The organism is Aminobacter sp. BA135 (assembly GCF_050859125.1).
GTDB lineage: Bacteria > Pseudomonadota > Alphaproteobacteria > Rhizobiales > Rhizobiaceae > Aminobacter > Aminobacter ciceronei.
This window is the reverse complement of record NZ_CP139572.1, coordinates 5,512,572-5,539,366: the sequence shown is the minus strand read 5'-3', so window position 1 is coordinate 5,539,366 and position 26,795 is coordinate 5,512,572. Positions and strand designations below refer to the sequence as shown.

At 63.2% G+C, this 26,795-nt stretch carries 28 protein-coding genes; 11 read left to right on the top strand and 17 right to left on the bottom strand.

What is annotated here, in order from left to right; all coding sequences use genetic code 11:
* A complete protein-coding gene (locus SLT36_RS26865) occupies positions 1-1,827 on the top strand; it encodes an alanine racemase (protein WP_432285030.1) in 1,827 nt (608 codons plus the stop codon).
* On the opposite strand, the gene SLT36_RS26860 is transcribed toward SLT36_RS26865, so the two are convergent.
* Genes SLT36_RS26860 through SLT36_RS26850 form a run of 3 tightly spaced genes read right to left on the bottom strand, consistent with a single transcriptional unit; the run spans position 1,828 to position 3,953 of the window.
* Entirely contained in the window at positions 1,828-2,481 is a 654-nt protein-coding gene (locus SLT36_RS26860) for an amino acid ABC transporter permease (RefSeq protein ID WP_432285029.1), read from the bottom strand.
* Positions 2,478-3,122 carry an ABC transporter permease subunit gene (locus tag SLT36_RS26855; protein WP_432285028.1) on the bottom strand — a complete coding sequence of 215 codons (645 nt, stop codon included), beginning with the start codon at positions 3,120-3,122 and terminating at the stop codon, positions 2,478-2,480. Before SLT36_RS26855 ends, SLT36_RS26860 begins: the two co-directional genes overlap by 4 nt.
* Positions 3,123-3,149: 27 nt before the next feature.
* Positions 3,150-3,953 (bottom strand): substrate-binding periplasmic protein, encoded by an 804-nt coding sequence (locus SLT36_RS26850; protein ID WP_432285027.1) that lies wholly within the window; start codon positions 3,951-3,953, stop codon positions 3,150-3,152.
* Between the two features lie 154 nt (positions 3,954-4,107).
* Here SLT36_RS26850 and SLT36_RS26845 point away from each other — a divergent pair, with 154 nt between their 5' ends.
* The gene (locus SLT36_RS26845; RefSeq protein WP_432285026.1) at positions 4,108-5,022 is read left to right on the top strand and encodes an ABC transporter substrate-binding protein; all 915 of its coding nucleotides are present in this window, start codon (positions 4,108-4,110) and stop codon (positions 5,020-5,022) included.
* Here SLT36_RS26845 and tsaA read toward each other — a convergent pair.
* The 5 genes from tsaA to SLT36_RS26820 all read right to left on the bottom strand — a co-directional run bounded on the left by tsaA (position 5,019) and on the right by SLT36_RS26820 (position 8,604).
* Complete coding sequence (gene tsaA, locus SLT36_RS26840; protein WP_432285025.1) at positions 5,019-5,510, bottom strand: tRNA (N6-threonylcarbamoyladenosine(37)-N6)-methyltransferase TrmO; 492 nt, start codon at positions 5,508-5,510, stop codon at positions 5,019-5,021. The two genes, SLT36_RS26845 and tsaA, sit on opposite strands and share 4 nt — an antisense overlap.
* Positions 5,511-5,512: 2 nt before the next feature.
* Entirely contained in the window at positions 5,513-5,719 is a 207-nt protein-coding gene (locus SLT36_RS26835) for a TOBE domain-containing protein (RefSeq protein WP_432285024.1), read from the bottom strand.
* Entirely contained in the window at positions 5,716-6,504 is a 789-nt protein-coding gene (locus SLT36_RS26830) for an ABC transporter ATP-binding protein (RefSeq protein ID WP_432288508.1), read from the bottom strand. The genes SLT36_RS26835 and SLT36_RS26830 overlap by 4 nt, the downstream gene beginning before the upstream one ends.
* Positions 6,501-7,475 (bottom strand): FecCD family ABC transporter permease, encoded by a 975-nt coding sequence (locus SLT36_RS26825; RefSeq protein WP_432288506.1) that lies wholly within the window; start codon positions 7,473-7,475, stop codon positions 6,501-6,503. Before SLT36_RS26825 ends, SLT36_RS26830 begins: the two co-directional genes overlap by 4 nt.
* A gap of 76 nt (positions 7,476-7,551) precedes the next feature.
* Entirely contained in the window at positions 7,552-8,604 is a 1,053-nt protein-coding gene (locus tag SLT36_RS26820) for an iron ABC transporter substrate-binding protein (protein ID WP_432285023.1), read from the bottom strand.
* Between the two features lie 221 nt (positions 8,605-8,825).
* Between SLT36_RS26820 and SLT36_RS26815 the strand changes: the two genes are divergently transcribed.
* Positions 8,826-9,275: a universal stress protein gene (locus SLT36_RS26815; RefSeq protein WP_192318380.1), complete on the top strand. Its 450-nt coding sequence runs from the start codon at positions 8,826-8,828 to the stop codon at positions 9,273-9,275.
* A gap of 73 nt (positions 9,276-9,348) precedes the next feature.
* Here SLT36_RS26815 and SLT36_RS26810 read toward each other — a convergent pair whose 3' ends face one another.
* Entirely contained in the window at positions 9,349-10,407 is a 1,059-nt protein-coding gene (locus SLT36_RS26810; protein ID WP_432285022.1) for a D-TA family PLP-dependent enzyme, read from the bottom strand.
* 159 nt (positions 10,408-10,566) lie between these two features.
* On the opposite strand from SLT36_RS26810, the gene SLT36_RS26805 reads away from it, so the two are divergent.
* From SLT36_RS26805 to SLT36_RS26775, 7 genes are all read left to right on the top strand, one after another.
* A complete protein-coding gene (locus tag SLT36_RS26805) occupies positions 10,567-11,406 on the top strand; it encodes a transporter substrate-binding domain-containing protein (protein ID WP_432285021.1) in 840 nt (279 codons plus the stop codon).
* Positions 11,407-11,478: 72 nt separating this feature from the next.
* Entirely contained in the window at positions 11,479-12,141 is a 663-nt protein-coding gene (locus SLT36_RS26800; protein ID WP_432285020.1) for an amino acid ABC transporter permease, read from the top strand.
* A 5-nt stretch (positions 12,142-12,146) separates the two neighbouring features.
* Positions 12,147-12,809 carry an amino acid ABC transporter permease gene (locus SLT36_RS26795; RefSeq protein WP_067965361.1) on the top strand — a complete coding sequence of 221 codons (663 nt, stop codon included), beginning with the start codon at positions 12,147-12,149 and terminating at the stop codon, positions 12,807-12,809.
* Between the two features lie 10 nt (positions 12,810-12,819).
* Positions 12,820-13,590, top strand: a complete 771-nt coding sequence (locus tag SLT36_RS26790) for an amino acid ABC transporter ATP-binding protein (RefSeq protein WP_067965359.1) — start codon at positions 12,820-12,822, stop codon at positions 13,588-13,590.
* Positions 13,591-13,606: 16 nt separating this feature from the next.
* Positions 13,607-13,990 carry a RidA family protein gene (locus tag SLT36_RS26785; RefSeq protein WP_067965357.1) on the top strand — a complete coding sequence of 128 codons (384 nt, stop codon included), beginning with the start codon at positions 13,607-13,609 and terminating at the stop codon, positions 13,988-13,990.
* Positions 13,991-14,032: 42 nt separating this feature from the next.
* Positions 14,033-14,854 (top strand): IclR family transcriptional regulator, encoded by an 822-nt coding sequence (locus SLT36_RS26780; protein ID WP_067965355.1) that lies wholly within the window; start codon positions 14,033-14,035, stop codon positions 14,852-14,854.
* Positions 14,855-14,887: 33 nt separating this feature from the next.
* Complete coding sequence (locus tag SLT36_RS26775; protein ID WP_432285019.1) at positions 14,888-15,808, top strand: sugar kinase; 921 nt, start codon at positions 14,888-14,890, stop codon at positions 15,806-15,808.
* Positions 15,809-15,845: 37 nt separating this feature from the next.
* Here the strand turns inward: SLT36_RS26775 and SLT36_RS26770 are convergent, their stop codons facing one another.
* Positions 15,846-16,445 carry a hypothetical protein gene (locus tag SLT36_RS26770; protein ID WP_432285018.1) on the bottom strand — a complete coding sequence of 200 codons (600 nt, stop codon included), beginning with the start codon at positions 16,443-16,445 and terminating at the stop codon, positions 15,846-15,848.
* Positions 16,446-16,773: 328 nt separating this feature from the next.
* On the opposite strand from SLT36_RS26770, the gene SLT36_RS26765 reads away from it, so the two are divergent.
* The gene (locus tag SLT36_RS26765; RefSeq protein WP_182575997.1) at positions 16,774-17,457 is read left to right on the top strand and encodes a helix-turn-helix domain-containing protein; all 684 of its coding nucleotides are present in this window, start codon (positions 16,774-16,776) and stop codon (positions 17,455-17,457) included.
* A 99-nt stretch (positions 17,458-17,556) separates the two neighbouring features.
* Here the strand turns inward: SLT36_RS26765 and SLT36_RS26760 are convergent, their stop codons facing one another.
* From SLT36_RS26760 to SLT36_RS26730, 7 genes are all read right to left on the bottom strand, one after another.
* Positions 17,557-18,597 (bottom strand): heme-dependent oxidative N-demethylase family protein, encoded by a 1,041-nt coding sequence (locus SLT36_RS26760; RefSeq protein WP_432285017.1) that lies wholly within the window; start codon positions 18,595-18,597, stop codon positions 17,557-17,559.
* A gap of 42 nt (positions 18,598-18,639) precedes the next feature.
* On the bottom strand, positions 18,640-19,605 hold the full coding sequence (locus tag SLT36_RS26755) for a PDR/VanB family oxidoreductase (RefSeq protein WP_432285016.1): 966 nt from the start codon (positions 19,603-19,605) through the stop codon (positions 18,640-18,642).
* On the bottom strand, positions 19,602-20,195 hold the full coding sequence (locus tag SLT36_RS26750; protein ID WP_432285015.1) for a dimethylamine monooxygenase subunit DmmA family protein: 594 nt from the start codon (positions 20,193-20,195) through the stop codon (positions 19,602-19,604). The genes SLT36_RS26755 and SLT36_RS26750 overlap by 4 nt, the downstream gene beginning before the upstream one ends.
* Before the next feature lie 19 nt (positions 20,196-20,214).
* Positions 20,215-21,348 carry an aminomethyltransferase family protein gene (locus tag SLT36_RS26745; protein WP_067965348.1) on the bottom strand — a complete coding sequence of 378 codons (1,134 nt, stop codon included), beginning with the start codon at positions 21,346-21,348 and terminating at the stop codon, positions 20,215-20,217.
* A gap of 297 nt (positions 21,349-21,645) precedes the next feature.
* Positions 21,646-23,325 (bottom strand): formate--tetrahydrofolate ligase, encoded by a 1,680-nt coding sequence (locus SLT36_RS26740; RefSeq protein ID WP_432285014.1) that lies wholly within the window; start codon positions 23,323-23,325, stop codon positions 21,646-21,648.
* Positions 23,326-23,378: 53 nt separating this feature from the next.
* On the bottom strand, positions 23,379-24,272 hold the full coding sequence (locus SLT36_RS26735; protein ID WP_067965343.1) for a bifunctional methylenetetrahydrofolate dehydrogenase/methenyltetrahydrofolate cyclohydrolase: 894 nt from the start codon (positions 24,270-24,272) through the stop codon (positions 23,379-23,381).
* Positions 24,273-24,653: 381 nt separating this feature from the next.
* Entirely contained in the window at positions 24,654-26,363 is a 1,710-nt protein-coding gene (locus SLT36_RS26730; protein WP_432285013.1) for an APC family permease, read from the bottom strand.
* Positions 26,364-26,795 lie beyond the last annotated feature (432 nt).

The window sequence follows — 26,795 nt, the reverse complement described above, 5'->3', positions numbered from 1 at the left end:
ATGTCTGGACCGCAAGTCGCCATCGATCTCGGTCGCATCGAGCGCAATGCGCGGGCAGTCGTCGAGCGCGCGGGCCAATCCGGCATCAAGGTGTTCGGCGTCACCAAGGGCAGTTGCGGCATGCCGCAGGTGGCGCGCGCCATGCTGCGCGGCGGTGTTTGGGGTCTGGCCGAGTCGCGTTTCGAAAACATCCGCCGGCTGCGCGAAAGCGGCATCGGCTGCCCTGTTATGCTGTTGCGCAGCCCGCCGATTTCGCGGGTCGAGGAGGTGGTGCGCACCGTCGACATCAGCCTGCAGTCGGAGCTGGAGATCATCCGTGAGATCTCGCGCATTGCCCAGCGCATCGGCCGTATCCACGACATCATGCTGATGGTCGATCTCGGTGACCTGCGCGAGGGCATCTGGCCGAACGACCTTCTGCCGACGGTCGAGCGTGTGCTCGAATTGCCCGGTGTGCGCATCGCAGGCCTGGGCACCAACCTGACCTGCTTCGGCGCCATCATGCCGACGGAGGAGAACCTCAACCAGCTCGTCGCTTATGCCTACAAGGTCGAGCGCCTTGCCGGCATCAGCCTCGACTGGGTGTCGGGCGGCAATTCGTCGTCGCTGCCGCTGCTTCTGGACAACAGGCTGCCGGCCGGCATCAACAATCTGCGCATCGGCGAGGCGATCCTGCAGGGCGGCTACGAGACCTTCAGGGAAGAGCCGTGGCGGCAGCTGGAGTTCAACGCCTTCAAGCTCACCGGCGACCTGATCGAGGTCAAGCTCAAGCCGTCGCTGCCGATCGGCGAATCCGGCTACGACGCCTTCGGCAACCAGCCGGTGTTCGTCGACGAGGGCGACAGGTTGCGCGGTATCGCCAATATCGGCCGCGAGGACACGATGATCGAGGGCCTTGTGCCGATCAATCCCGGCGTGCGCGTGCTGGGCGCGTCGAGCGACCATCTCGTGCTCGACATCACCGACGCCGAGCCGCCGCTCGTCGTCGGCGACCGCGTCAGCTTTCATATGAACTATGGCGCGCTGTTGACGGCGATGACCTCGGAATATGTCGAGAAGGCGCCGATGCACGACATCGCCGATTTCACCGGCCGGCGTATGGTCTCGATCGTCGCCGACGCTGCTGCCGCGCCACTGCTGGCAAGACAGTCTGTTGGTACGCGGCTCGAACAGATGCAGTTCGACGTCATCGAGATGGCCGATGCCGAGCATCCGCCGGCCGGCCTCGTCAGACTGCACGCCGGCGCAGACAGGCACACGGCGTCGAAGGCGCTGGCGGCGGCAGCCGAGGCGACACATTCCCTGGGACTGATCTGGATCGATTCCATTGCCGCGCTGATGTCGGAGGGTGAGGAGGGCGTCGAGGCGCCGGAGCGCTCGGTGCTGGCGCGGCTGCTCGGCCTCGACCACAAGCCCGGCGCGCTGCAGCCGCAGCTGTCGCCCGAAAATGTCGTGCTCGTCGGGCTGCGCGAGGCCGATCCGGCGGAGGTGCGCATCCTCAAGGATTCGCGCGTCACCGCCTTCACCATGGCAGAGGTCGACGGCTCCGGCATGCGCGAGGTTATGCGCGAGGCAATCCGCATCGCCTCGTCGGGAACTGTCGGTTTCCACGTCAGCTATTCCCCTTCGGCCACCGAAATTCCCGGCTGGGCGAGTGGCTCCGGCGGCATGACCGTGCGCGAGACGCACCAGGCGATGGAGGCGATAGCGCTGTCCGGCGGCATGCTGTCGATGGACGTTTCGGGATTGGCCGCGGAGACGGAGCCGCGCGTCGCCACCGAAGCGGTCAACTTCGTCATGTCCGCCTTTGGCAAGAGGATCCTCTGATCAGCGTCGGCGCGCGCTCTGCCTGGTTTCGTAGATATACTGCAAGGCGATGATGACGGCGGCGATGACGAGATAAAAGACCGACACCACCAGCAACACCTCGATGGCCTTGTAGGTCTCGGAGATGATGACGGTCGAGGCCGCCGTCAGTTCGTCTATCGCGACGAGGCTGGCGAGCGAGCTGCCCTTGACCATCTGGATGGCATTGGAAAACAGCGACGGTGCCGCCAGCCTGTAGGCCTGCGGGATCATCACCTTCCAATAGGTCGCAAATGGCCTGAGGCCGAGCGCCTTGGCGGCGTCGAGCTGGCCTGGGGGAATGCTCTCGAAGCCGGAGCGCAGGAATTCGAGATTGTAGGCGGTCGAGGCGAAGATCAGGCCGATCAGCGCCGACGGCACCGGCTCGAGATAGATGCCGAGGCGAGGCAGGCCATAATAGAGCGCAAACAGCAACGCCAGAACGGGAGCCGCGCGGGCAAAGAAACTGTAGCCGATGATGACGCGGCGAAACGCGCCCTTGGGCCGCTGCATGTAGATCGCCAGCGGCAGCGCCAACAGGTTCGACACGATGATGACGACCACCGAGACGAACAGCGTCATCGCCAGCCCGTCGAACAGCATCTGCTGGTAGGTCGGATCGAGCAGGATGTTCATCGCGCTACCGCCTGTTTCGGCCTGCGCTCGTTGAAGACGAGCAGCGGCGTGACGATGAGGATGTAGAGACCGACGGCGAGCGTCAGGAAGGTGAAGGGCGCGTTGGTGGCGGCGATGCCCTGCTTGGTGACGTAGAGGATTTCGCTGACCGACACCGCCGAGGCGATCGACATGCGCTTGACCGTGCCGATGGCGTAAGTGATCCAGCCCTTGCGTGCCAATGGCAGGACCTGGGGGACGAGAACCCGCAGGAACACGACCCGCTTCGGCAGGCCGAGCGCGAGCCCCGCCTCATATTGGCCGAAGGGAACCGCCTTCAGCGCGCCTTTGAACACCTGGTAGTCGAAGGCGATGCCGACGAGGGTAAAGGCGATGATGGTCGAGCCGATCGGGCCGAAGTCGATGCCGACCTGCGGCCCGCCGAAGAAGAACAGGAACAGCACCACGAGTTCCGGCACCGAGCGGAAGAAGGCGCTGAACGCCTCGATACCGTTCCGGAGCCAGGATTTTTCGCGGCCGTAGTGGACGAGGGACAACAACAGGCCGAAGACTGCCGACAGGCTGAAGACCACTGCCGACAGCCCGATGGTGAGGGCTGCCGCAACCAACAGCCGCGGCAGCCAGGCAAGTGCGATGTCCATGTCCGCCGTCCCTCGGGCGAGCTCTTCTTACTGAGCCTTCGACCAGTCGATGGAGGCGCCGAACCACTTGTCGGCCAGGCCCTGCAGGGTGCCGTCCTTGCGCCAGGTCTCGAACTGGGCGTCGATGGCGTCTGCCAGCGGCTTGTTCTTGTTGCTGACGGCAACGCTCTGGGTGATGGTCGACAACAGGTCGTCGAGGGTAACAGTGCCGGTCAGCTTGCCCGACTTGGCGAGGTATTTCGGACCGAGGAAGTCGTGGGCGGCGAAATCGATGCGGCGGTTCTCGAGGTCGAGGAACAGCTCGGTGGCGCCGGGATACTCACGGGTCTTGGTGACGCAATCGGCCGGAAGCTTCTCCTTGGCGACCTTCTGGAAGGCGCCGCCGCGCACCGCGCCCATGGTCTTGCCGCAGACATCCTTCCAGCTGGCGATGTCGGTGTCAGCCTCGCGGCGGGTGATGGCAGCACCGTTGACGATGTAGGGCGACAGCAGGAAGAAGTCCTTCGAAGCCAGGCGCTCCGGTGTGCGCGTCACGCCCGAGGCGATCAGGTCGAAGCGGCCTGCGGTAAGGCCCGGCAACAGCCCGGCGAAGTCGAGCTTCTCGAACTTGGCGGTCAGGCCGAGCTGCTTGGCGACGAGATTGACGACGTCGATGTCGAAGCCTTCAAGCTCGCCCGCAGCATTGGTCATGCTGAAGGGCGGGGCCGAGCCTGACGTGCCGACGGTGATGGTATCAGGTGCAACCAGGGCGGCCTTGTAGTCCTGTGCACTTGCTGCGCTCACGCCGAAAATCGCAATGAGGGCCAGCAGGGCTGTCCGCGCAATTCTCATGATCACTCCTTTTACGGGCTGCTTGAAAACAGAATGTTTGCGTTATATCGCAAATTGCTAAAGCCACCAAGGACGGCGGCCAATTTGGATACAATAGTTTCTGGAGAATCTGTTTCTCAAGAACGGCCGTTCCGAAAGTTCGAGGTTTTGTGGAATGGAACTGCGCTTTAAGCTCAACTATCTGTATCAAGGGCAGAATTCGCCGTTTCTGCATGCAGCCGACGCCGGCTATTTCGGTGACCATGGCCTGTCCTGCAGCTTCGTCGAAGGCTTCAGCTCGTCGCTGGTGACGCGCGCGCTGGTGAACGATGAGGCCGACATCGGATACGGCGATGTATCCTCTGTCTTCGAGCGGGCGCTGCGCACAGGCGAAACCGAGATCTCCTGTCTCGTGCCGATCTATGAGCACACGCCCTGCTGCCTCGGCTACGTCTCCGAGGGCAAGCGGCTGACCCTCGCCGATATTCCCGGCAGCACCTTGTGCGGACCGAACGGCGACACCTCGGCGCGGCTTCTACCGCTGCTGCTCAAGCGCAACGGCTTTGCGCCCGACAGCTACACCTATCTCGGCGTCCAGCCGGAAGAGCGTGACCGGCTGGTGGCGTCTCGCTCGGTGCTGGCGGCGACCTGTTTCGATGCGACGCTGAAGTTTGCCATGCAGATGCGTGGCCACGACGCCAGCGGCCTCGACTTCCTCTATTTCGCCGACAACGGGCTCGACATCTATTCGGGCGCGCTGGTGGCGTTGAATTCGGTGCTGGACCGGGAACCGGGTCTCGCCGGCAAGCTGCAGGCGATCACGCGCCAGGCCTGGCATGATTGCCTCGTCAATCCGCAGCTCGGCGTCGATTCGGTGCTCAGGCGTTCGCCCGACATGGACCCCGGCATCGTCCTGCAACAGCTGACCTGGATCCTTGAACGGCAGGTCTTCCCTGATGGCCCGCGGGCGATGAAGTTCGATTTGGGCGGCGCCAAGATGGCCGATACGGTCGAATGCGCCACCTATTCGGTCGGCGCCGAGGCCAAGCGCAGTGCAGATGGAATGGCGGCCGAGATCTGCCTGAATTAGCTGGTCTGGAAGTCTCCAGGCTGGAGCGGGGCGATGGGGCTGAACAGCGTCCGATCGGGTTTGATGTCGATCAGCGGCGTGCCGTCGAGGCAATCCATGCCGCGCACCGAAAGCATGTTGCCCTCGACGCCCAGGAGTTCGACGATCTGGGTGCCTATCGGATTGGGGCGAACGGGCGAGCGCAGCGAGAAGGTGCCGCGCGCGGTGCCGTCATTGGCCGGACTCTGGCGCACCAGGTCGCGCCGGGAGAGGTGAAGCCAGTAGAGCACTTCCAGGCGTGCGAATTGCGCGACGTCCTCGAGGGCCGCCACCCATGGCTCGAAAATCTCGATATGGCAGACAGGGCCATCGGCGCGGCCCTGTCGCGGGGTCAAAAGGCGCGAGTCCCAGGGCGTTCGGATGCGGCCGATGAAATAGATCTCGGCATCGTAACCCGAGGGCAGTGCGACGGCGCTTTCGCCGTCGCGGATTTCGTTTTCGCGGACCACGCTCAGTCGACCGCGACCATGACGTCGGAGGCCTTGATGACTGCATAGGCGTCCTTGCCGACGGCGAGCTTCAGGTCGTCGACCGCTTCGTTGGTGATCGAGGCGGTGACGACGGCGCCGCCGATGTCGATGCGGACATGCGATGTTGTCGCGCCTTTGATCACTTCGACGATCTTGCCTTTGATCTGGTCGCGGGCGCTGATCTTCATGGTGAGTTCCTTTCGTTGAGGGTTGGGGTGCAGACATGGCGTCCGGTCTGTTCGAGATAGGCCACTGCAACGCCGACGCCATAGAGAGCTTGCAGCGATTGCGGTGTCAGCACGTCGGCAGGCTTGCCGATGGCGACCAGTGCCCCCGACTGCATCAGCGCGACGCGGCTGGCGCAGGCAAAGGCATGGCTGGGATCGTGGGTGGAAATGACCACCGCCATGCCTGAGCCGGCGAAGTTCGAAATGCGACTCAAGACGCGGGCCTGATTACCGAAGTCGAGGCTGGCCGTCGGCTCGTCCATCACGATCAGTTCGGGCTCCTGGGCGAGTGCGCGGGCAATCAGCGTCATCTGCTTTTCGCCGCCCGAGATGTCGGTGAAGGGGCGGGTGGCGAGATGGCCGATGCCGAGGGCTGCCAACGCTTCCTGCGTGATCGCCCGGTCGGCCATGGTCGGTGAGGCGAAGGTGTCGATGCGGCTGGCGCGGCCCATCAAGACGACGTCGAACACCGAGAATGGGAAATAGGCGCCGGTGGCCTGCGGCACATAGGCGATGTGGCGGGCGAACTGTGCGCGCGAGAAGGTCGCGATGTCCTTGCCGTTGAGTTCGAGCGTGCCGCCCTGGCGCGGCAACAGGCCGAGCAGGGTCTTGAACAAAGTGGTCTTGCCGCAGCCATTGGGCCCGAGCAGGCACAACACTTCCCCGCGGTCGACCGACAGCGTGACCCCTTGGCCGATTTTGACGCGGCCATAGCCGAATGCGAGATCGGTTGCCTGAAGCATTATTGCCAGCCTCGCCGGGTCGTCAGAAGCAGATAGAGGAAGAATGGCGCGCCGATGGCGCCGGTGAGGATGCCCAGCGGGACCTCGATCGCGGCGATGCTGCGGGCAAGCGTGTCGACGCCGACCATGTAGGCGGCGCCGATCAGCATCGAGGCCGGCAGCAGGCGCGAGAAGTCGGGCCCGACGAACATACGCGCGACATGCGGCACCAAAAGGCCAATCCAGCCGATGATGCCCGAGATCGAGACGGCGGCGGCGGTCATCAGCGTGGCGGCGGCGACGATGACGATTCGAATCCAGCGTGTCTCGACACCAAGCGCGCGCGCCTCCTCGTCGTCGAGCGTCATCAGGTTCATGCGCCAGCGCAGCAGCACCATCGGTAGCAGCGCGACAAGGACGGCGGGCAGGATGGAGCCAAGGTCGGCGCGGTTGATGCTGGCGAGGCTGCCAAGCAGCCAGAAGGTGATGGCGGGCAGCTGGTTGTAGGGATCGGCGAGCACCTTGAGCAGCGACACGCAGGCGCCAAGCAGCGCGCCGATGGCGACGCCGGCGAGCACCAGCACGAGGATCGGGTCGCGCTCGCGCACGATCGAGCCGATGGCATAGACGATTGCCACAGCTGCCAGCCCGCCGGCGAAGGCGAGGCCCTGGATGGCGAGCACTGACAGCGACAGGAAGATGCCCACGACCGCGCCGAAGCTGGCGCCGGCGGAGACGCTGAGGATGTCGGGTGAAACCAGCGGGTTGCGGAACAGGCCCTGATAGACCGCGCCCGCCGCCGCCAGCGAAGCGCCGACGAGGATGCCGGCGCAGACGCGCGGCAGGCGCACGTTCCAGATCACGGTCTCGATCGTCGGCGCAACGCCGCTTTCGCCGCCCGACAGCTTGGCCATGACCACGGCGAAGATGTCGCCTGGCATCACCGGATATTTGCCGGTCAGGATCGCTACGAGGATGACGGCGACGAGCAGCATAGCCAGCGCGCCGAGGGCGATCGGCCCGGCGCGCTGGGTTTTGGGCTGCTGCAAGTGCTCGGCTTCCGCTCGAAGCTCAGGGCTTCGGGCCGGTGTCGGCAAGCAGCTTGTCGAGTTGTTCGTCGGTGAGGTCGACATGATAGAACAGCTTGTAGAAGTCGCGGGTCTCGGCCTTCAGGTCGATTTCGGCCTTGCCCGGGTAGAGCGCCGAGGTGAGCCAGGACACGCCGATGGCGCGATTGACGCCGGGAGGCGCGTCGAACCAGCCGAAGGGCAGGGCCGGCGCACGGAACACACGACCGTCCTTCACCGCCTTGATACCGGCCCATGACGGATCGGACAGCACCGATTTCTGGAACTTCGGGCTGAGCGTCAGGATGACGTCGGGGTTCCACGACAGGATCTGTTCGAGCGAGACATTGGCAAGCGAGCCCTTGCCTGCGGCTTCGGCGACGTTGCTTGCGCCGACGACGGACAGCACTTCCATGTTGATCGAACCGGCGAGGCCGGTCTCCAGCCCGTCGGGGCCGCGGCCGTAATAGACGCGCGGGCGCTGGTCGGCCGGGATCTCTGACACGACCTTGTCGAGCCGCTGCATCGCAGCCTCGGTGTAGGCGGCGAGCTTTTCGGCCTGCTCCTTTTCACCGAGCAGTTCGCCGATCTCGCGCAGCGACTTCGGCGTGTTGGCGAAGCTGCCGTCGATCAGCACGTAAGGGATGCCGGTCTGCTCCTGTACCTTGTCGGCGAGCGAGGCATAGGTCGGGTTGACGGTACCGACATCGAGGATGATGTCAGGTTTCATCGCCAGCACGGCTTCCATATTGGCGGTGTCGCCCTTGCCGGTCAGGCGGCCATGGACAGGCAGGTCGCGATAAGGTGCTGCGATGAACGCCTTCTCGTCGTCCTTGAACTCGCGCACCCAGCCAACCATGCGCTCGGGCGCCACCGAATAGAGCAATACCGAGGCGGGCGGGCCGGCGGCCATGACGCGGGTGATCTTCTCGGGCAACGCCACCTTGCGGCCGGCGGCGTCGGTGAAGACGCGCTGCTCTGCGGAAGCGAGCGAGGCTGAAGCGACCAGGGCGGTGGCGGCAGCCAGGAATGAAATCAAGAGGTTGCGGCGTCTCATGCTGTCGATCTCGGGTTGAACAATGGGTTTGGATATATACATGCCAATATAACGAGAAGCGCATTGTTATGTTTGACTGAATATAACGGTCAAGGGCTTTGTGCGGCTGTGCCAGCCGATTTCACGGCCTTCGCCTTGACCCATGGGCGACGGTCGGAAAGGCTGGGCGTCAAAGTTAGCGTCGCAACCCAATGGGTTCGGCGAGCCAAGGAGAGAAATCCATGTACACCCACGTCCTCATTGCCACTGACGGATCGGAGCTGGCGCAGAAGGGGCTCGACCATGGCTTGAGCCTGGCCAAGGGCATCGGTGCCAAGGTGACGGTCATGAACGTGACCGAGCCGGCGCCGATCTTCGCCTCTGCCGGCATGTATGGTCCGGTCGCGACGGCCGAGGACATCGTCTCCTACCAGAAATCGGGCGAGGAATATGGCGCCAAGGTGCTGACCGCCGCCAAGGCCCAGGCCGACAAGCTTGGCGTCAATGCCGATACGGTGCATGTCGAGGAGATGTGGGCGGCGGAGGCGATCAATCAGCTCGCCCAGGAAAAGGGCTGCGACCTGATCGTCATGGCCTCGCATGGCCGCCGCGGCCTGGGGCGGCTTATCCTCGGCAGCCAGACCGTCGACGTTTTGACCAACAGCAAGGTGCCGGTGCTGGTCGTCCGCTAGACATCTCGACAGGAAACGACAAAGGCCTCCCTGACCGGTGTCGGGGAGGCCTTTAACTATTGGATGGCGCGGCTCAGACGATCTTGCCGCGTGCCGGTACCGGCCACAGTTCCGGTGCCTTGTCCTTGCCGTAGACATAGACGCCGTCGACCATGTTGGTGACGACGCAGGCGTGGTTGGGCACGATGCGGATGCGCTGGCCGACGGTGAGATTGATATCGCTCTGGCAACGCAGGCGGCCGTGCTCCTCGGACAGCTGGTCGATCGAGATGTCGGGACGCCCGAGCACGTGGCCGTGGCCGATGAGGCCGAGCAGATCCGAGGTCAGCGTCTTCGAGCCGGCATCGATGATGGCGCGGTTGGAGGCGGGCACCGAGACGACGGTGGCGAGCACGGTGAGTGCGCAGTCGTCCCAGTTGGCGACGTCGCGGGCGACGAGCGAACGGTCGTTGTAGACATAGGTGCCTGGGCGGAATTCCGTGGCGATCGGCGCCAGATGCGCCTTCATCATGTCGGGCGTGCCCCCCGAGCTTATGGCGGGAACGGCAATGCCTCTGGATTCGATCAGTGCCTTGGCCTCGGTCATGAAGGCCTGCACCTTGGCAGCACCGCCCACCGGCGGATAGGTCATCAGCCCGGCGAACCGCAGGCCGGGAGCCGCATGGATGCGGACGGCCAACGCGGCTGCCTCCTCAGTTGTGCCGACGCCGCAGCGGTCGGCGCCGGTGTTGCACTCGACGAAGACATTGAGCGTAGCGCCGGCCGCCGCAAAGGCGGCTGAAAGCCCGTCGATCACGGTCATATTGTCGGCGACAACAGCAAGCTTGACTTTGCCGGCGAGCGCCACGAGCGCGTGCAGCTTGTCGTCGCCGAGGATGTTGTAGGTGATCAGCACGTCGTTCAACCGGCCGCTGCCGGCGACCATGGCTTCTGCTTCCGACACCTTCTGGCAGGTGATGCCGACGGCGCCCGCGTCGAGCTGCATTTCGGCGATGGCAGGCAGCTTGTGTGTCTTGATATGCGGACGAACCTTGAGGCCATGGCTGTCGGCGTAGGTCTGGAAGCGTTCGATGTTCCGCTTCGCCACATCGATGTCCACCAACACGGCGGGGGTCTGGATCCTGTCGAACATGGCTTTTGCCTTCCAAATCGAATGGGCGCGCGCGGACCTTGCCTGTGCCGCGCTTGACAAACAATGCCGCGCGGCGCTTTATACGTCAATCCGATATTAAGGACATGTGTCCGAAATAGCGGACATTAAATTAGAGAACTCTTTGGGAGGAACGGCGAGATGAAGATCGCACTTTCCGCGGCCGTCGCCGCGCTCGCGCTGATGGCGGCAATGCCTGCCGGCGCACAGGAAAAGCAGAGCAAGCTTGATGAGGTTCTGGCGCGTGGCCATCTGGTCATGGGCACCGGCAGCACCAACGCGCCGTGGCACTTCAAGAGCGCGGACGACAAGCTCCAGGGCTTCGACGTCGACATGGGGCGCATCGTCGCCAAGGCGCTGTTCGGCGACCCGGACAAGATCGAATATGTCAACCAGTCCTCGGATGCCCGCATCCCCAACATCACCACCGACAAGGTCGACCTGACCTGCCAGTTCATGACGGTAACCGGCGAGCGCGCCCAGCAGATCGCCTTCACCATTCCCTATTATCGCGAGGGTGTCGGCCTGATGCTGAAGGGCGACAGCAAATACGCCGACTATGCCGCGCTCAAGGGCGCCGGCTCGGGCGTCACCATCTCGGTGCTGCAGAACGTCTATGCCGAGGCGATGGTTCATGCCGCGCTGCCGGAGGCCAAAGTCGACCAGTATGAGTCGGTCGACCTGATCTACCAGGCGCTGGAATCGGGCCGCGCCGATGCAGTTGCCACCGACCAGTCTTCGCTGGCCTGGTACATGAAGCAGAACCCGGACCGCTACAAGGATGCCGGCTATGGCTGGAATCCACAGACCTATGCCTGCGGCGTCAAGCGCGGCGACCAGGACTGGCTGAACTTCGTCAATACCGCGTTGCATGAAGCGATGACGGGTGTCGAGTTCGACTTCTACGCCAACTCCTACAAGACCTGGTTCGGCAAGGAACTCGCTCCGCCGCAGATCGGCTTCCCGGTCGAGTACAAGTAAGCTCGCCAACAGTGGCGCGGCCCCTGGCACATGCGGCCGCGCCATCTCTTCTGACCGGAACCTGACGGCACCATGGGTTACACACTCAATTTCTCGGCGGTCTGGCGCAGTTTCGACCAGCTGCTCTGGGGTCTCGGGCTCAGCCTGGCGCTCGCCTTCGTGGCGATCGCCATCGGCTGCGTACTCGGGCTGATCACCGCCTTCGGCCTGTTGTCGAAGCAAAGCGCGTTGCGCCAACCCGCGCGCATATACGTCACCATCATCCGCAACACGCCGATCCTGGTGCTGGTGCTGTTCACCTTCTTCGCGCTGCCGCAGCTCGGCATCCGGCTCGGCAAGATCGAGAGCTTCGTCGCCACGTTGGCGCTCTATTCCGGCGCCTATCTCGCCGAAGTGTTCCGCGGTGGCCTGCTCGCCGTGCCCAACGGACTCAAGGAGGCCGGTCTCGCCATCGGCCTGACCCAGGCGCAGATCCGCAACTCGATCGTCATGCCGCTGATGCTGCGCAACGTGCTGCCGTCGCTGTCGAGCACGCTGATCTCGCTGTTCAAGGACACCTCGCTGGCCGCCGCCATCGCGGTGCCGGAGCTGACCTTCGAGGCGCGCAAGATCAATGTCGAAACCTTCCGTGTCATCGAGACCTGGATCGTCGCCAGCTGCCTCTATGTCGCCACCTGTTCGGTGCTCGCAGCCCTGCTGCGCCGGCTCGAGCGGCGCATGTCCATTCCCCGGTGAGTGCCATGGAAACAGTGACATTCTTCGAAACTCTCTGGCTCGCCCGCATCCCGATCCTCAAGGGCATCGGCGTCACCGTCTCGATCTCGGTTCTGGCGATCCTTGTCGGCACCATATTGGGCATCGGCGTCGGCCTGGCGCTGACCTATGGCAACAAGCCGTTGCGCTGGCTCGTGCGCGGCTACACCGACTTCATCCGCGGCACGCCGGTTCTGGTGCTGGTGCTCGCGAGCTACTACGTGCTCGGCACTGTCGGCATCGACCTCGGCCCGTTCCAGGCCGGCGTGCTGGCGCTTGCCGTGTTCTGCTCGTCGCATGTCGGCGAGATCGTGCGTGGCGCGCTGCAGTCGATCCCCAAGGGCCAGACAGAGGCTGCCAAGGCGATCGGCCTGACCTTCCCCCAGACATTTGCCTATGTGCTTGGTCCGCAGGCGCTGCGCCAGGTGTTGCCCGCCTGGGTCAACACGGCGGCCGAGATGGTCAAGGCCTCGACGCTTCTGTCGATCATCGGCGTGGCCGAGCTTCTGCTCAGGACCCAGGAGCTGATCTCGCGCACCTTCATGAGCCTCGAGTTCTATTTCTTCGCGGGCTTCCTCTATTTCGTCGTCAACTACGGCATCGAGCGTTTCGGCCGCTACGTTGAACGCAAAACCTCGATCCCCTCGTGAGGCCGCAACAATGACCGGCAACCTTCTCGAAATCCGCGACCTGCACAAGCGCTACGGCGATGTCGAAGTCCTCAAGGGCGTCGACTGCACCATGGCCCAGGGCGACGTCATCTCCATCATCGGCTCGTCCGGCTCGGGCAAGACGACGATGCTCCGCTGCATCAACATGCTGGAGGAATTCCAGGGCGGCTCGATCCGCATCGACGGCGAAGAAATCGGCTACGAGACCGCAGGCGGCACGCGCCGCCGCAAGAAGGAAAAGGAAATCGCCCGCCAGCGTGCGATGACCGGAATGGCCTTCCAGCAGTTCAACCTGTTCCCGCATATGTCTGCGGCCGAAAACGTCATGCTCGGCCTGGTCAAGGTCAAGAAGATGTCCCGCGACGAGGCGCGCAGCGTCGCCGAAAAGTGGCTCGACCGTGTCGGCCTCGCCGAGCGCCGCGACCGTTTTCCCGGCCAGCTCTCCGGCGGCCAGCAGCAGCGCGTCGCGATCGCACGCGCCATTGCCATGAACCCCAAGCTGATGCTGTTCGACGAGGTCACCTCGGCGCTCGACCCCGAGCTGGTCAACGAGGTGCTGCAGGTCATCAAGGATCTCGCCCGCGACGGTATGAGCATGCTGCTCGTCACACACGAGATGCGCTTTGCCTATGAGGTGTCGTCGCGCGTGATCTTCATGAACCAGGGCCGCATCGGCGAGGAAGGCAACCCGCGCGAGATGTTCTTGAAGCCGCAGACCGAGCGGCTGGCCGAGTTCCTCAAGACCTCAACCTTCAACTAGCATTCGGAGAATAGACATGACGATCAAGCGCTATGGCACCGGCCAGACCGGGGCGGGCAAGCAGGCACTGCCCTTCGCGCGCGCCGTCGAGGCCAATGGCTGGCTCTACGTTTCCGGCCAGGTCGCCATGGAGAATGGCGAGATCGTCGGCGGCGGCATCATCGCCGAGACGCGCAAGACGATGGAAAACGTCATCGCCATCCTGGAAGAAGCCGGTTATGGGCTGGAGCACATCGTGCGTGTCGGCGTCTGGCTCGACGACCCCCGCGACTTCTGGTCGTTCAACGGCGTCTATGCCGAGTATTTCGGTGACCATCCGCCGGCGCGTGCTTGCGTACAGTCGAGTATGATGGTCGATTGCAAAGTCGAAATCGACTGCGTCGCCTACAAGGCGCCGTGATGGCATGAGGTTTTGCCGGCGATCTGCCGGAAGAGGCGACACATGGACGACGTATCCGACGACATGACCAACAGGCGGGCGCGCGGTCTCGACCGCGCCTTCGAGATCATGAACTTCTTGCGTCTCAAGCGCACGCCGCTTCGTCCCAACGAGATCGCCTCTGGCATCGGCGCGCCGCGTTCGTCCGTCTATGAGCTGGTCAATCTGCTGATGCGCCAGGGCGTGCTCGAATATCGCGGCGAGGACGGCCGGGTCTTCCTCGGCCGCAAGCTCTACTTCCTGGGCATGGCCTATGCCGAGCAGTTCGACCTGATGCGCGAATGCGACAAGCTGTTGACGCACATCGCCGAGGAGACGCGCGAGACGGCGCAGATGTGCCTGCTCGAAGGCAACAAATACACCGTCGCCCAGATGAAGGAAGGGCTGCGCCCGTTCCGCATTTCGTCCAATGTCGGCGATCCCGTCTCCATCGCCTGGACGGCGTCGGGCCGGCTCCTGGTCGCCCATATGAGCGACCAGGAGATCCTCGACTTCATCCCGAAGGAGGATTTCCAGCTGCCCAACGGCCAGTGGCTCGATCCGGCGCAGTTCATCGCAGAAGTGCGCGAGGCGTCGCGGGTCGGCTATTACACCTTCAACAGCGCCGTCGAGAACTTCACCCACTGCTTCGCCGTTCCGGTTTACCAGGCCGACAACATCTGTATCGCAACGCTCTGCCTCGTGGCGCCGCGCGAGGATGGGCTCAAGAACCACGCCAGCTATCTCAAGACGCTGCTCGATGCCGCCGCCGACCTGTCGAGCCGCCTCGGCCACGTCGCCGACGAGCACGCGCCGGGTGCAGCCCGCGCCGGCGGGCGGCGCTGAACGGCAACATACACAACATTTCTGGATACCCTGATGGCCGGACGCGCACTCCTGATCGGCGAATGCATGGTCGAACTTCGCCAGGCCGGCGACGGCCTGATGCGCAAGGGCTTTGCCGGCGACACGTTCAACACCGCTTTTTACCTCAGGAGCTTGCTGCCCGAGGCATGGCCGGTCGACTATTTCTCCGCCGTCGGCACGGACACGATCTCCGATGAAATGCTCACATTCATCGAGGGCACCGGCGTCGGTACCGGCTTCATCCGTCGCCTGCCGGAGCGCAGCCCCGGCCTCTATATGATCCATCTCAAGGATGGCGAGCGCAGCTTCTCCTACTGGCGCTCGGCCTCCGCAGCGCGGCTGCTTGCCGACGACGCTTCGGCGTTGCGTGCGGCCATCGACGCCTCGAAGCTGATCTTCTTCTCCGGCATCACATTGGCGATCCTGGCGCCTGAGGCGCTTGCCACTCTGCTTGCCGAGGTCGGCCGTGCCAAGGCCGCCGGCAAGCTCGTTGCCTTCGATCCCAACATCCGGCCACGCCTGTGGGACGACGCCGACAGGATGCGGCGCGCCATATCGGATGGAGCCGCGGTCTCCAGCATGGTGATGCCCAGCTTCGAAGATGAGGCGACGCATTTCGGCGACGCCTCGGTCGATGCGACGATCGCGCGCTACATTGGGCTTGGCGTGAGCAAGCTCGTCGTCAAGGACGGGGCCGCCGGCATCACGCTGGATTTCGACGGCGAGCGATGCTTCGTGCCATCTGCCCAGGCGGAGAAGATCATCGACACGACGGGTGCCGGCGACAGCTTCAACGGCGCTTTCCTCGCCAACTATCTCCAGACCGCCGACCACCTGAAGGCGGCAGCCTTCGCGGCCAATGTGGCGGCCGCCGTCATCGGCCACCACGGCGCGCTTGTCGGCCGGTCCGAACTGGACGTACCGGTCGCATAACCGGCCTGGATGCGACGATCCTTGAAGGCGCTTCCGCCTAGTGCGGATGCACCATCTTGGTTGGCTCCTCCAGCAGGGTGAACGGGTAGCCGTCGCATTTCACATCCGGATTTGTCGGGCTGAACATCCCGTTCGGATTGTCCTTGAACAGCCAGGCGTGCAGGTCGTAATGCGCGAATTCCTTGGGGATCAGGGGTTCGTGGCCTTCCATCGGTCCCTGGAAAGGCTGGCCAAGCACGGTCGGCCGTTCCTTCACCGCGTCCATCGGAACCAGCCACTCGACCGCGACAAGGGTGAGCTTGCCGTCGGCCCCAGGTTCGTAGACCAGCACATTCGGCTTTGTCGGGTCGGGCGGGCCCTTCACCGTCAGATTGACGAAATGCACGCCCATCGCGCCCTTCGGATACTCCATCCGCCCTTCTATCTTTTCGCCCGTGTAGTGGACGCAGCCTACCGTCGACAGATAGAGGTCGCGGACTGCGACGTAAGGGTCCTTGTATTTTTCGAGCGCCTGGCGGGCGGCGTCGAGTTCGGCTTTGCTGGGCTCTGCGGCGCTGGCCGCGTTGATGGCTGGGCTGGCATTCCAAACGAGAGCCAGGGCGACGATGGCGCCACTGGCGAAACCGGCAGACCTCATGGCAGTTCCTCCGCTGATGTGCGTTGCAACAAGCAATTGCACGAGCCGGGAGTCTCGCGCTCTCCGGGAGCGCTGTAAATCAATCGAATGGGGGAGGGCTCTAGTCAAATCAGCGGGGCGTCGCGGTGAGTGTCTCAAGCGGATGACAAGGCTTCGCCGCGGAACGGCTTTTCCAGGAAACCTGCCTTTTCGTTATGCATTTTGCCTGCAGTTTGATCGTCGGCCCTTGAAACTTGTGTAAAGAAATTTTACCATGGGTGAACTGGTGAATTTGTGAGTTTTTGCAACGAGGGATAGCGGCGTGAAAGAAGACCGTTTGTCAGCCGTGATGACTGCCGACGGCAAGAAGGCTGCCGCCGCGATCGCGGCGAAGGCGCAGCCATCGCCGCTTCACCAGGATCCTCATGCCATCCGCGACACGCCTGAGAAGGTGCTGGAGGTCGCCCTCGGCCACGAGGTCCGCTCCTTTCGCAAGAAGCTCGGCATCACCGTGGCCGACCTTGCGGCGATGACCAACATCTCGCTCGGCATGCTGTCCAAGATCGAAAACGGCATCACCTCGCCGTCGTTGACCACTCTGCAGGCGCTGTCGCGGGCGCTGGGCGTGCCGCTGACCGCCTTCTTCCGCCGCTTCGAGGAGGAGCGCAGCGCCGTCTTCGTCAAGTCCGGCGAGGGCGTCGACGTCGAGCGTCGCGGCACCCGCGCCGGGCATCAGTACAACCTGCTCGGCCATATCGGCTCCAACACCGCCGGTGTCGTGGTCGAACCCTATCTGATCACGCTTGCCGGGGATTCGGACGTGTTTCCGATGTTCCAGCATGAGGGCATGGAGTTCCTCTACATGCTGGAGGGCGAGGTCGTTTATCGCCATGGCAGTAATCTCTATCGCATGACGCCCGGCGACAGCCTGTTCTTCGATGCCGATGCGCCGCACGGCCCGGAAGAGCTGACGCAGCTGCCGATCCGCTATCTCTCGATCATTTCCTACCCGCAGGGATCGAGCGGCGACTAGCCCTCGCGTACAGTCGAGACAACAAAAAGGAGGCGATGTCATCGCCTCCTTTTTGTTGTCAGGGACCGGGGCCTTCGAAGCCCCGGCTGGAATGGTGTCCTATTCCGGGCTGAAGCCGGGCGAGGTCGGCGCGCCGTCGTCATATTTCGACAGCCACTCGACGGTAGTCTGGCGATAGCGCGTCAGGCCCTTGTATTCGGCGAGTTCGACCGGCAGGTCGCGCAGCACCCGGTGGAAGCGGCGTGCCCATTTCGGCACCGTCACCAGCTCGTCCATCTTGAGCAGGTAGCAGCGGATCGGGAAGACCAGCGCGTTGGAGCGCGGCAGGCGGAAGAAGGTCTGCAACTCGACGCGCAGATGCACCTTCTGGCCGACATTCTCAGGCGTGACCGTGAGGCGGTCGCTGCCCCATTTGTGGAAGTTCTCCGGGCTGGTATCGAGCCTGGGATTGATCGTCATCGTCCAGTTCAGGCGCCGCGCCGGCTGGCCCTGCTGGATATTGGTCAGGAACTTCAGCGCGCGGGTGAAGACACCCATCTCATGCGCCAGCGGCACTGGCGCATGCCACTCGAAGAAGTTCATGCCGATGTCGAAGTCGAGCGACCAGTCAGCCTGGGTGGTGACCATGCCGGCATCCATCCAGAGATTGCCGTCGCGCTGGTCGAGGATGGCGAAGTCACCCTGGCTCTGGCGGGTGATGTATTCCATCGGCCCGTAGGGCAGGGTGGAGACATCGCCGAAGGTGAAGGTGTCGTCGATGCCGAGCGGCCGGTTGATCCAGCGCCAGCGGTCGCCGTCGCGCGTCAGCGTGAAGTGCTCGGGATAACCCTTGGCCATCTCGGTCATCAGCAGTTCGAGCAGGTCCCAGCCGGCCAGCGTCATGTGCGGCAAAGACTGGCAGCGCAACGGGTCTTCCGCCAGCACCATGGCGCGATCCTGCATCTCCGAGACATAATGCTCGTCGACGTCGATCAGGTTTTCGAACACGCTGTTTTTCGGCCCGGGCACATGCGGCTCGATGTTGACCGAGTACATGTAGGCGTCTTCATGATAGGGGAAGGGAAACCGCCTGATGTTCTCAGGACTGTTCCTGAAGGTAAAATCGTCGCGGAACGTTTCTTTCCTGAAGTTAATTCCCATCAATTCCTCCCTCTTCCAGAGCGTAGGACGCTCCGGGATGTTCTACCGTTCCAGGACCAGCGAGCGGCCCTCGAAGCGCGAAACGCATGGCATGATCTTCTTGCCCGAGCAGTGCTCCTCATCGCTCAGCCAATGGTCGTTGTGCTTGAACGTGCCGTCATAGGAGATGACGTTTGTCTCGCACTGGCCGCAGACACCGCCGCGGCAGAGATAGGGCGGATCGACGCCCGCAGCCTCGATCGCCTCGAGCAGGCTCTGCTGTTCGCCGACGCGGATTTCCAGCCCGCTGACAGCCAGCGTCACGTCGAACGGCGCGCCGGGCTGCGGTGCCGCGAAATGCTCGTAATGCACGGCATCGTCCGGCCAGCCATGGGCGGCCGCAGTATCGCGCACCCATTTGATCATGCCGGCGGGACCGCAGACATAGATATGCGTGCCGAGCGGCTGGGTCGCGAGCAGGCGGTCGAGCGGGATGCGCTCGTTACGCTCGTCGAGATAAAGGCTGACGCGGTTGCCATAGCGCTCGCGCAGCACCTCAGAATAGCTGCCGAGGGCTTCGGAGCGGCAGGTGTAGTGCAGTTCGAAATTGCTGCCGGACGCCGCCAGCTGCGCCGTCTGGGCGAGGAACGGCGTGATGCCGATGCCGCCGGCGATCATCAGGTGCTTCTTCGCGCGCAGGTCGAGCGAGAACAGGTTGACCGGATAGCTGATCACCATTTCCATGCCGCGCTTGACGCGGTTGTGCATGAACAGCGAGCCGCCGCGGCCGACATCGTCGCGGCGCACCGAGATGGTGTAGTCGCGCGTGTTGAGCGGCGAGCTCATCAGCGAGTAGGGGTTGAGGCGCGTCGTGCCATTGTCGCGCATTTCGACGACGACATGGGCACCGCCCGAAAAGGTCGGCAGGTTGCCGCCATCGGTGCGTTCGAAATGGAAACGCTTGACCAGTTCGTTGACCGCGACCACTTCGGTCACGGTGACATTCAGCTTGTTCGTGCCCGCGCTCACCGGAAAATCTCCTCTTTCTGAGGGATCTCGGTCGGATCCTCGGCATTGATGCAGACGCCCTGGAAGGCGGCATGGCGTTTGGAATAATGGTCGCGCACCAAAAGCAGCAGGCCGCAATGCGAGCAGGTGGCCGGCTGGGTGGTGACGTTTTCGGTGATGCCTTTGCAGTGCACGCACTGCATCCGGCGCGCCCATGAGCCGCGATGCTCGGTCTGGATCGAAGCCGGGTCGATGCCGGCCTCGATCGCCGCCTGCATCATCTGGCCGATCAGGCCTTCGGTGCCGGCGAGATACATGCGCAGGCCCATATGGGCGTTGGCCAGTGTCCAGGTCAGCCGCGGCAACGCTGCCGCGACAGACGGGCCTTCATAATACTGGGCCGGCTTCAACGCTTTCAGTGCATTCTGAAAGCTGTCTCCGGTCCGGCCCGGTATGAACATGATGTGTGCGTTGGCGAAGAAGTCCTCTGGAGCCTTCTTCGCCAGGTCCAGGATTGCGGACGCCCCTTCGGCGTCCGCAATCAGAAGGTGGCTCTTGCCGGCCTGCGGTGACAATGTTCCGTAGACCGGGCGACTGAGGATCGTCTTCACCGGTGCACTGTCCAAGGTCTCAGCCCTTTGCCGTCCGCTTCAGCTTCTTCGGGTCGTCGAACGGCAGTGACTGCGCCGTTGCCTTGACCGTACCGCTGGCGTTGCGGATTTCCAGCGGCGTTCCGACGATGGCGCAGTCGACGTCGAGGCGGGCGATGCCCATCGACTTCTTGACCAGCGGTGAATACATCGCGCAGGTCACGACACCGACCTTCTTGCCGTCGCGATAGATCTCGGCGCCTTCGTCAGCCGGCTTGTCGCTGTCGAGCAGCACGCCGAAGATCTTGAAGCGCTCCTTGCCCTTGAGGCGATAGTGCTCTTCGGCGCCGCGGAAGCCGGTCTTGCCGGGGCTGACGGTGAAGTCGAGACCGAGTTCCCACAAGGTGTCGCCAGGACCTTCGTTCGCGAACGGGTACTTCTGCGAGTTGTCGTACGGGTAGAACAGAAGGTAGCTCTCGACGCGCAGCATGTCGAGCGTGGTGAAGCGCGTCGGGATGATGCCCATCGGCTTGCCTTCGGCAACGATGGTGTCCCAGATCTGGCCCGCGTCCTGGCCGCGGCAGAAAATCTCGTAGCCGCGTTCGCCGGTGTAGCCGGTGCGCGAGATCATCACCGGGAAGCCGAACAGCTGGGTCTGCATGTGGTGGAAGTAGTTGAGGTCGCGGATGCCGGGCACATGCTTGGCGAGATAGTCGACGGCGAGCGGGCCCTGCAGCGACAGGTCGTGCAGATTGTCGTCGAAGCGGACCGAGACGTCGCGGCCGATCGAGGCGCGGGTCAGTTCCTCATGTCCCGATCCCGAACCGTGCACGACCATCCACGAGTTCGGACCCATGCGGTAGATGACGCAGTCGTCGGTGAACTTGCCGGCATCGTTGAGCATGCAGGCATAGACCGACTTGCCGGGGTAGATCTTCTCGACATTGCGGGTGGTGCACAGGTCAATGACATGCCCTGCGTGGGCGCCGGTGATGTGCACCTTCTTGAGGCCTGAAACATCCATCAGGCCGGCCTTGGTGCGGATCGCCACATACTCCTCGTCGGCGTCCTTGTCATAGCTCCAGGCCGTGCCCATGCCGCTCCAGTCTTCCAGTTTGGAACCCAGTGCGCGGTGGCGGTCGGCCAACATCGAAAAACGCCATGAAGCTGTCATTTCAGGTACTCCTCCATATTGTTCCCCGCCCTTGGCCTTGCCTTGAGGCGGTCATTTGTTGAGGGCATTTGAACCCAAATTTGCCTCTAGGGCAATATCCAAGTGCAAGAATTTTTACTGATAGGCAACATTTTGCCTGTCGTTTCTTCCGGGCCTGTGCTGGTCAACAAGCTTGGCCGAGAGTTGGGCGGCGGGCAAAAAAAAGCCTGGCACATGAGGTGCCAGGCCTTGAAAGGGCGCTCCGGGCCTGGGGGACAGGAGGGGTGGATTGGAGCGCCTTGGGAGAGAGGTTTTGCCTCAGAACAGTCCTTCGATCTGGCCCTGTTCGTTGAGGAAGATCTTCTCGGACGACGGTGCCTTGGGCAGGCCGGGCATGGTCATGATCTCACCGCAGATGGCGACGATGAAGCCGGCGCCGGCGGCGAGGCGCACTTCACGCACCGGCACGACGTGGTCGACAGGTGCGCCCCTGAGGTTCGGGTCGGTCGAGAACGAATACTGCGTCTTGGCCATGCACACCGGCAGGTGGCCGTAGCCGGCCTGTTCCCAGGCATGGAGCTGGTCACGCACCGACTTGTCGGCGATGGCTTCAGAGCCGCGGTAGATGCGCTTGACGATGGTGTCGATCTTGTCGAACAGCTTCATGTCGTCGGGATAGAGCGGCGAGAACTGCGAGGCGCCGCTCTCGGCCAGCTGCACCACCTTGTGGGCGAGCTCCTCGATGCCGGCCGACCCCTTGGCCCAGTGCTTGCACAGGATCGCTTCCGCACCCATCGAGGCGACATAGTCTTTCATCGCTGCGATTTCAGCGTCGGTGTCGGAGACGAAGTGGTTCATCGCCACCACCACAGGCACGCCGAACTGCTTGACGTTCTCGATGTGGCGGCCAAGGTTGGCGCAGCCCTTCTTCACCGCCTCGACATTCTCCTTGCCGAGCTCTTCCTTCTTGACGCCGCCATTCATCTTCATCGCGCGCACGGTGGCGACGATGACGGCGGCTGCCGGCTTGAGACCCGCCTTGCGGCACTTGATGTCGAAGAACTTCTCGGCACCGAGGTCAGCGCCGAAGCCGGCTTCGGTGACGACATAGTCGGCGAGCTTGAGGGCGGTGGTGGTGGCAACCACCGAGTTGCAGCCATGGGCGATGTTGGCGAACGGGCCGCCATGGACGAAGGCCGGGTTGTTCTCCAGTGTCTGCACCAGGTTCGGCTGCACCGCGTCCTTCAGCAGCACCGCCATGGCGCCGTCGGCCTTGAGGTCGCGGGCATAGACGGCGGTCTTGTCGCGGCGATAGGCGACGATGATGTCGCCGAGGCGCTTCTCGAGATCTTTCAGATCGGTTGCCAGGCACAGGATCGCCATGACTTCGGAAGCGACGGTGATGTCGAAGCCGGCTTCACGCGGAAAGCCGTTGGCGACGCCGCCGAGCGAGCAGTTGATCTGGCGCAGCGCGCGGTCGTTCATGTCCATCACCCGGCGCCAGACGACGCGGCGGGTGTCGATGCCGAGCTCGTTGCCCCAGTAGATGTGGTTGTCGATCAGCGCCGACAAAAGGTTGTGGGCGGTGGTGATGGCGTGGAAGTCGCCGGTGAAGTGGAGGTTCATGTCCTCCATCGGCACGACCTGGGCATAACCGCCGCCGGCAGCACCGCCCTTGACGCCGAAGTTCGGCCCGAGCGAGGCTTCACGGATGCAGACGATGGCCTTCTTGCCGATGCGGTTCAAACCGTCGCCGAGGCCGACCGTGGTGGTGGTCTTGCCTTCGCCGGCCGGCGTCGGGTTGATCGCGGTGACCAGGATCAGCTTGCCGTCCTTGTTCTTGCGCGCATTGGCGATGAACTCGGCCGAGATCTTCGCCTTGTCGTGGCCATAAGGCAGCAGATGCTCGGTCGGAATGCCGATCTTGGCACCGACCTCCTGGATCTGCTTCTTCTTCGCCGCACGCGCGATCTCGATGTCGGTCTTGAATTCGGCCATGACTCTCTTCCCTTGAGTTTGGTTCGATTTCCGCGGAGCCTCGGGCTCCCAGATTAAAAACGTGGTGCTGACTGGCCCGCCGAACGGAAGGCCGAGACGACCGTATTGGCCATCAGAAGTGCAATGGTCATCGGCCCGACGCCGCCGGGCACCGGCGTGATCGCGCCGGCCTGCTCGGCGGCGCTGCCGTAGTCGACGTCGCCGACGAGCTTCGACTTGCCGTTGAGACCGCCCTCCAGGCGGTTGATGCCGACGTCGATGACGGTGGCGCCCGGCTTCACCCAGTCGCCCTTGATCATTTCAGGGCGCCCGACGGCCGCGACGAGGATGTCGGCGCTGCGGCACAAAGCCGGCAGGTCCTTGGTGCGGCTATGGGCGACGGTGACGGTGGCGTTGGCATTGAGCAGAAGGTTCGCCATCGGCTTGCCGACGATATTGGAGCGGCCGACGACCACTGCGTTGAGCCCCGAAAGATCGCGGCCGAGCGCACGCTCGATCAAAAGCATCGAGCCGGCCGGCGTACAAGGCACGAAGGCGGTGTCGAGCTCACCGGTGCCGAGCTTGCCGACATTGGTGAAATGGAAGCCGTCGACATCCTTGTCGGCCGAGATCGTCTGGATGATCTTGCCGGCGTCGATATGGTCGGGCAGGGGCAGCTGGACGAGGATGCCGTGGATCTTGGGATCGGCGTTGAGCTTCTGCACCAGTGCGACCAGATCGGCTTCCGAGGTATCGGACGGCAGCGCGTGCTCGACCGAGTGGAAGCCGCATTCCTTGGCCTTCTTGCCCTTGGAGGCGACATAGACCTGGCTTGCCGGGTCGTGGCCAACGATGACCACTGCGATACCGGGGACGACACCGGTCTCGGCGATCAGCTTTTCGGCTGCGATCCGGACCTTTGTCACCACATCGGCGGCAACTGCCTTGCCATCGATTACCGTCGTCATGCTGTGCAATTCCTCCCAGGCGCGCGCGTGCGATCCTATGGCATGAGCCATCGGTTCCAGCCCCGGATTACACCATCCGGACAGCTTTTTGCGCTGAATTTTCCCGTCTGAATCTATAACAGCAGATGGGGGCGAAAGTCAACCACAATGCAAAAATCTTTCATGGAAAGAAATATTGGCCCAGCGCGGTTTTGCTCGCTTCCGGGGTGGGCGACGCCGGGGCAAATCGGCGCCAAGCGTGCAGTGGTCGTCGAAATGAATTGCGCAAAAACAAGAAGATAGAGCGGCGATGCGAATCGCTGAAAAGGACGGCAACGCCGCGGTGCGAAAAGCAAAAGGCCGGCTTGCGCCGGCCTTCGCAGGTTGAATGTGTGTCAAGCTTCAGAGCACGAAGAACCAGTTGGCGAGAAGCACCACGGCGAGGCCGGCGAGCAGCGTCAGGTAGGGCAGGATGCCCGCCTTCTTCACGCGCAGGTCGCTCTGCTGCATGCCCAGATCCTCGAGCATATGCTCGGGGAACTTGCCGCCGTCCTGGACATAGTGGCGGTAGCAGAACACCGGGATGATCAGGGCCGCGGTGAACAGGCCGGCCCAGAGTGCCATCGGGTTCCAGACCTTGGCGCCGGCGCCCATGAAGATGGCGTTGACGTAGGCAAAAAGGGCACCGACCGTGATCAGCCAGGTCGGCGCGCGCCACGGCCGGTTGATGTGGCCGTTGTCCATGCGATGGATCCAGCCGGAGTTCAGGTTGAGGAAGTTGAAGATGATGTAGCCGCAGTTCGACACGGCGAGGATGAAGAAGAAGCTCGTCGCATCCGTCGAGGCGATGGCCAGGACGAACAGGTTGGCGATGAGGTCGGTCCACATGGCGCGGGTCGGGGCGCCGTGTTCGTTGACGTGGCTGAGATAGCGCGGCAGCCAGCCGTCGACCGAACCCTGGTAGAGCGTGCGCGACGATCCGGCCATTGCCGTCATGATGGCGAGCAGCAAGGCAAGGATCATCAGCATGACAAGCAGGTTCTTCACCAGACCGCCGCCACCGACCATGCTGGCAAGCGCATCCGCAACGCCGGAGCCGTCGACGATCGGCGTCGCCAGCATGCCGTTGAGGCCCAGAACGCCCTGGAAGGTGAAGGGCACGATCATGAACAGCAGCATGCAGAGCAGGCCGGAATAGAAGATGGCCTTGAAGGTGTCGGTGGCCGGGTTCTTGAATTCGCGGGTGTAGCAGACAGCGGTTTCGAAGCCGTAGGTCGACCATGCGGCGATGAACATGCCGCCGAGAACCAGCGTCCAACCGGCAACGTTCCACGCACCGGGTTCAGGCGCATAGGCGGCAGCCAGCGGCACGAAGGGCGAATAGTTGTCCCAGTTGATCTGGCCGGTGAGGATCGGTACCACGCCGACGATCAGCAGCGGCACGATGACCAGCAGGCCGACGACCTTCTGCACGGCAGCGGTGCCGAGAATGCCGCGATGCTGGATGGCGAAGGTCAGCAACATCAGCACGGCGCCGATCCAGAAGGTGGCGTTGAGCGAGAAGCCGACCGGGCCGAGCGAGTGGCTGTAGAGCGTCCAGGTGCGGATGCCGGGCGTAGCAGCCGCGGTCACCGCTGCAACGGCGTCAGCGGCAGTGGTGCCGACATTTGCCGCCATATACTGCAGCACCTCCGGCGAGGCTTCGGTGAAGCCGGGGATCGGTGCCAGCGCATTGAGGATGTAGGCGGCGGCGATCGAACAGCCGAGCGACAGCACCGGCGACCAGGCGAACCAGTTGCACCACACCGACAGCGGCGCGACGAACTTGGAATAGCGCAGCCATGCGGTGGCGCCATAGACCGAGGCGCCGCCCGACTTGTTCGGGAACAGGCCGGCGATCTCGGCATAGGTGAAGGACTGGATGAAGCCCATCAGCATGGAGCAGATCCAGATCGCAAAAGCGATGTTGCCGGCGGTACCGGCAATGCCGCCGATCGAGAACAGGACAAGAGGCGGCACGCCGCTGGCAACCCAGAAGGCGCCTCGCCAGTCGATTGTCCTGTGAAGTTGGCCGGCGGAATCCGCCGGACTGATGTCCGTAACAGCGCTCATTGGTCAAATTCCCCATTGATTAGGATGCCCGTCGCCCAAGCCCGGCTTTCCCGGTTTTCAAGGTGCGGGCGGCAGTTTCCGCTTAGGCTTCTTTTTTTCCTCAAAGTGAAGTTTGTCCGAATTCGAAGCGCCGTCAAGCTATTTTGTCGCAGCACTGGACCAATCTTCACGACTGGTACCCTCGGTTGGAAAATTGGGCAGACGATGATGCCTCTCTGGACAGCGGCGGCCTACCCGAACGGGTGGGTAAGCAGGCTTGGCGCCATTTGCCGGCTGGTGGAGGCCGGTTCGGCAGCAAAAATGCCGCATCCACTGGAATGAAAAAATCATTCATGATATGAATCGCATTCAAAGGGTCGATCCGGGCAGGACCGGAGAGGAGCGACCCAGCGCAAGAGACGTCGGCAAGAGGTGCGTGCACGAACATAGGCG

Bases quoted from the DNA above. Each gene is read 5' to 3' on its own strand.
- SLT36_RS26795 (WP_067965361.1), top strand. From the start codon at position 12,147: ATGGAAACAGTGACATTCTTCGAAACTCTCTGGCTCGCCCGCATCCCG.
- SLT36_RS26820 (WP_432285023.1), bottom strand. From the start codon at position 8,604: ATGAGACGCCGCAACCTCTTGATTTCATTCCTGGCTGCCGCCACCGCC.
- SLT36_RS26745 (WP_067965348.1), bottom strand. From the start codon at position 21,348: ATGACAGCTTCATGGCGTTTTTCGATGTTGGCCGACCGCCACCGCGCA.
- SLT36_RS26740 (WP_432285014.1), bottom strand. From the start codon at position 23,325: ATGGCCGAATTCAAGACCGACATCGAGATCGCGCGTGCGGCGAAGAAG.
- SLT36_RS26860 (WP_432285029.1), bottom strand. From the start codon at position 2,481: ATGAACATCCTGCTCGATCCGACCTACCAGCAGATGCTGTTCGACGGG.
- SLT36_RS26800 (WP_432285020.1), top strand. From the start codon at position 11,479: ATGGGTTACACACTCAATTTCTCGGCGGTCTGGCGCAGTTTCGACCAG.
- SLT36_RS26865 (WP_432285030.1), top strand. From the start codon at position 1: ATGTCTGGACCGCAAGTCGCCATCGATCTCGGTCGCATCGAGCGCAAT.
- SLT36_RS26845 (WP_432285026.1), top strand. From the start codon at position 4,108: ATGGAACTGCGCTTTAAGCTCAACTATCTGTATCAAGGGCAGAATTCG.
- SLT36_RS26855 (WP_432285028.1), bottom strand. From the start codon at position 3,122: ATGGACATCGCACTTGCCTGGCTGCCGCGGCTGTTGGTTGCGGCAGCC.
- SLT36_RS26760 (WP_432285017.1), bottom strand. From the start codon at position 18,597: ATGGGAATTAACTTCAGGAAAGAAACGTTCCGCGACGATTTTACCTTC.
- SLT36_RS26775 (WP_432285019.1), top strand. From the start codon at position 14,888: ATGGCCGGACGCGCACTCCTGATCGGCGAATGCATGGTCGAACTTCGC.
- SLT36_RS26730 (WP_432285013.1), bottom strand. From the start codon at position 26,363: ATGAGCGCTGTTACGGACATCAGTCCGGCGGATTCCGCCGGCCAACTT.
- SLT36_RS26815 (WP_192318380.1), top strand. From the start codon at position 8,826: ATGTACACCCACGTCCTCATTGCCACTGACGGATCGGAGCTGGCGCAG.
- SLT36_RS26810 (WP_432285022.1), bottom strand. From the start codon at position 10,407: ATGTTCGACAGGATCCAGACCCCCGCCGTGTTGGTGGACATCGATGTG.
- SLT36_RS26835 (WP_432285024.1), bottom strand. From the start codon at position 5,719: ATGAAGATCAGCGCCCGCGACCAGATCAAAGGCAAGATCGTCGAAGTG.
- SLT36_RS26765 (WP_182575997.1), top strand. From the start codon at position 16,774: ATGACTGCCGACGGCAAGAAGGCTGCCGCCGCGATCGCGGCGAAGGCG.
- SLT36_RS26805 (WP_432285021.1), top strand. From the start codon at position 10,567: ATGAAGATCGCACTTTCCGCGGCCGTCGCCGCGCTCGCGCTGATGGCG.
- SLT36_RS26825 (WP_432288506.1), bottom strand. From the start codon at position 7,475: ATGCTGCTCGTCGCCGTCATCCTCGTAGCGATCCTGACCGGCAAATAT.
- SLT36_RS26770 (WP_432285018.1), bottom strand. From the start codon at position 16,445: ATGAGGTCTGCCGGTTTCGCCAGTGGCGCCATCGTCGCCCTGGCTCTC.
- SLT36_RS26780 (WP_067965355.1), top strand. From the start codon at position 14,033: ATGGACGACGTATCCGACGACATGACCAACAGGCGGGCGCGCGGTCTC.
- SLT36_RS26735 (WP_067965343.1), bottom strand. From the start codon at position 24,272: ATGACGACGGTAATCGATGGCAAGGCAGTTGCCGCCGATGTGGTGACA.
- SLT36_RS26785 (WP_067965357.1), top strand. From the start codon at position 13,607: ATGACGATCAAGCGCTATGGCACCGGCCAGACCGGGGCGGGCAAGCAG.
- SLT36_RS26790 (WP_067965359.1), top strand. From the start codon at position 12,820: ATGACCGGCAACCTTCTCGAAATCCGCGACCTGCACAAGCGCTACGGC.
- SLT36_RS26850 (WP_432285027.1), bottom strand. From the start codon at position 3,953: ATGAGAATTGCGCGGACAGCCCTGCTGGCCCTCATTGCGATTTTCGGC.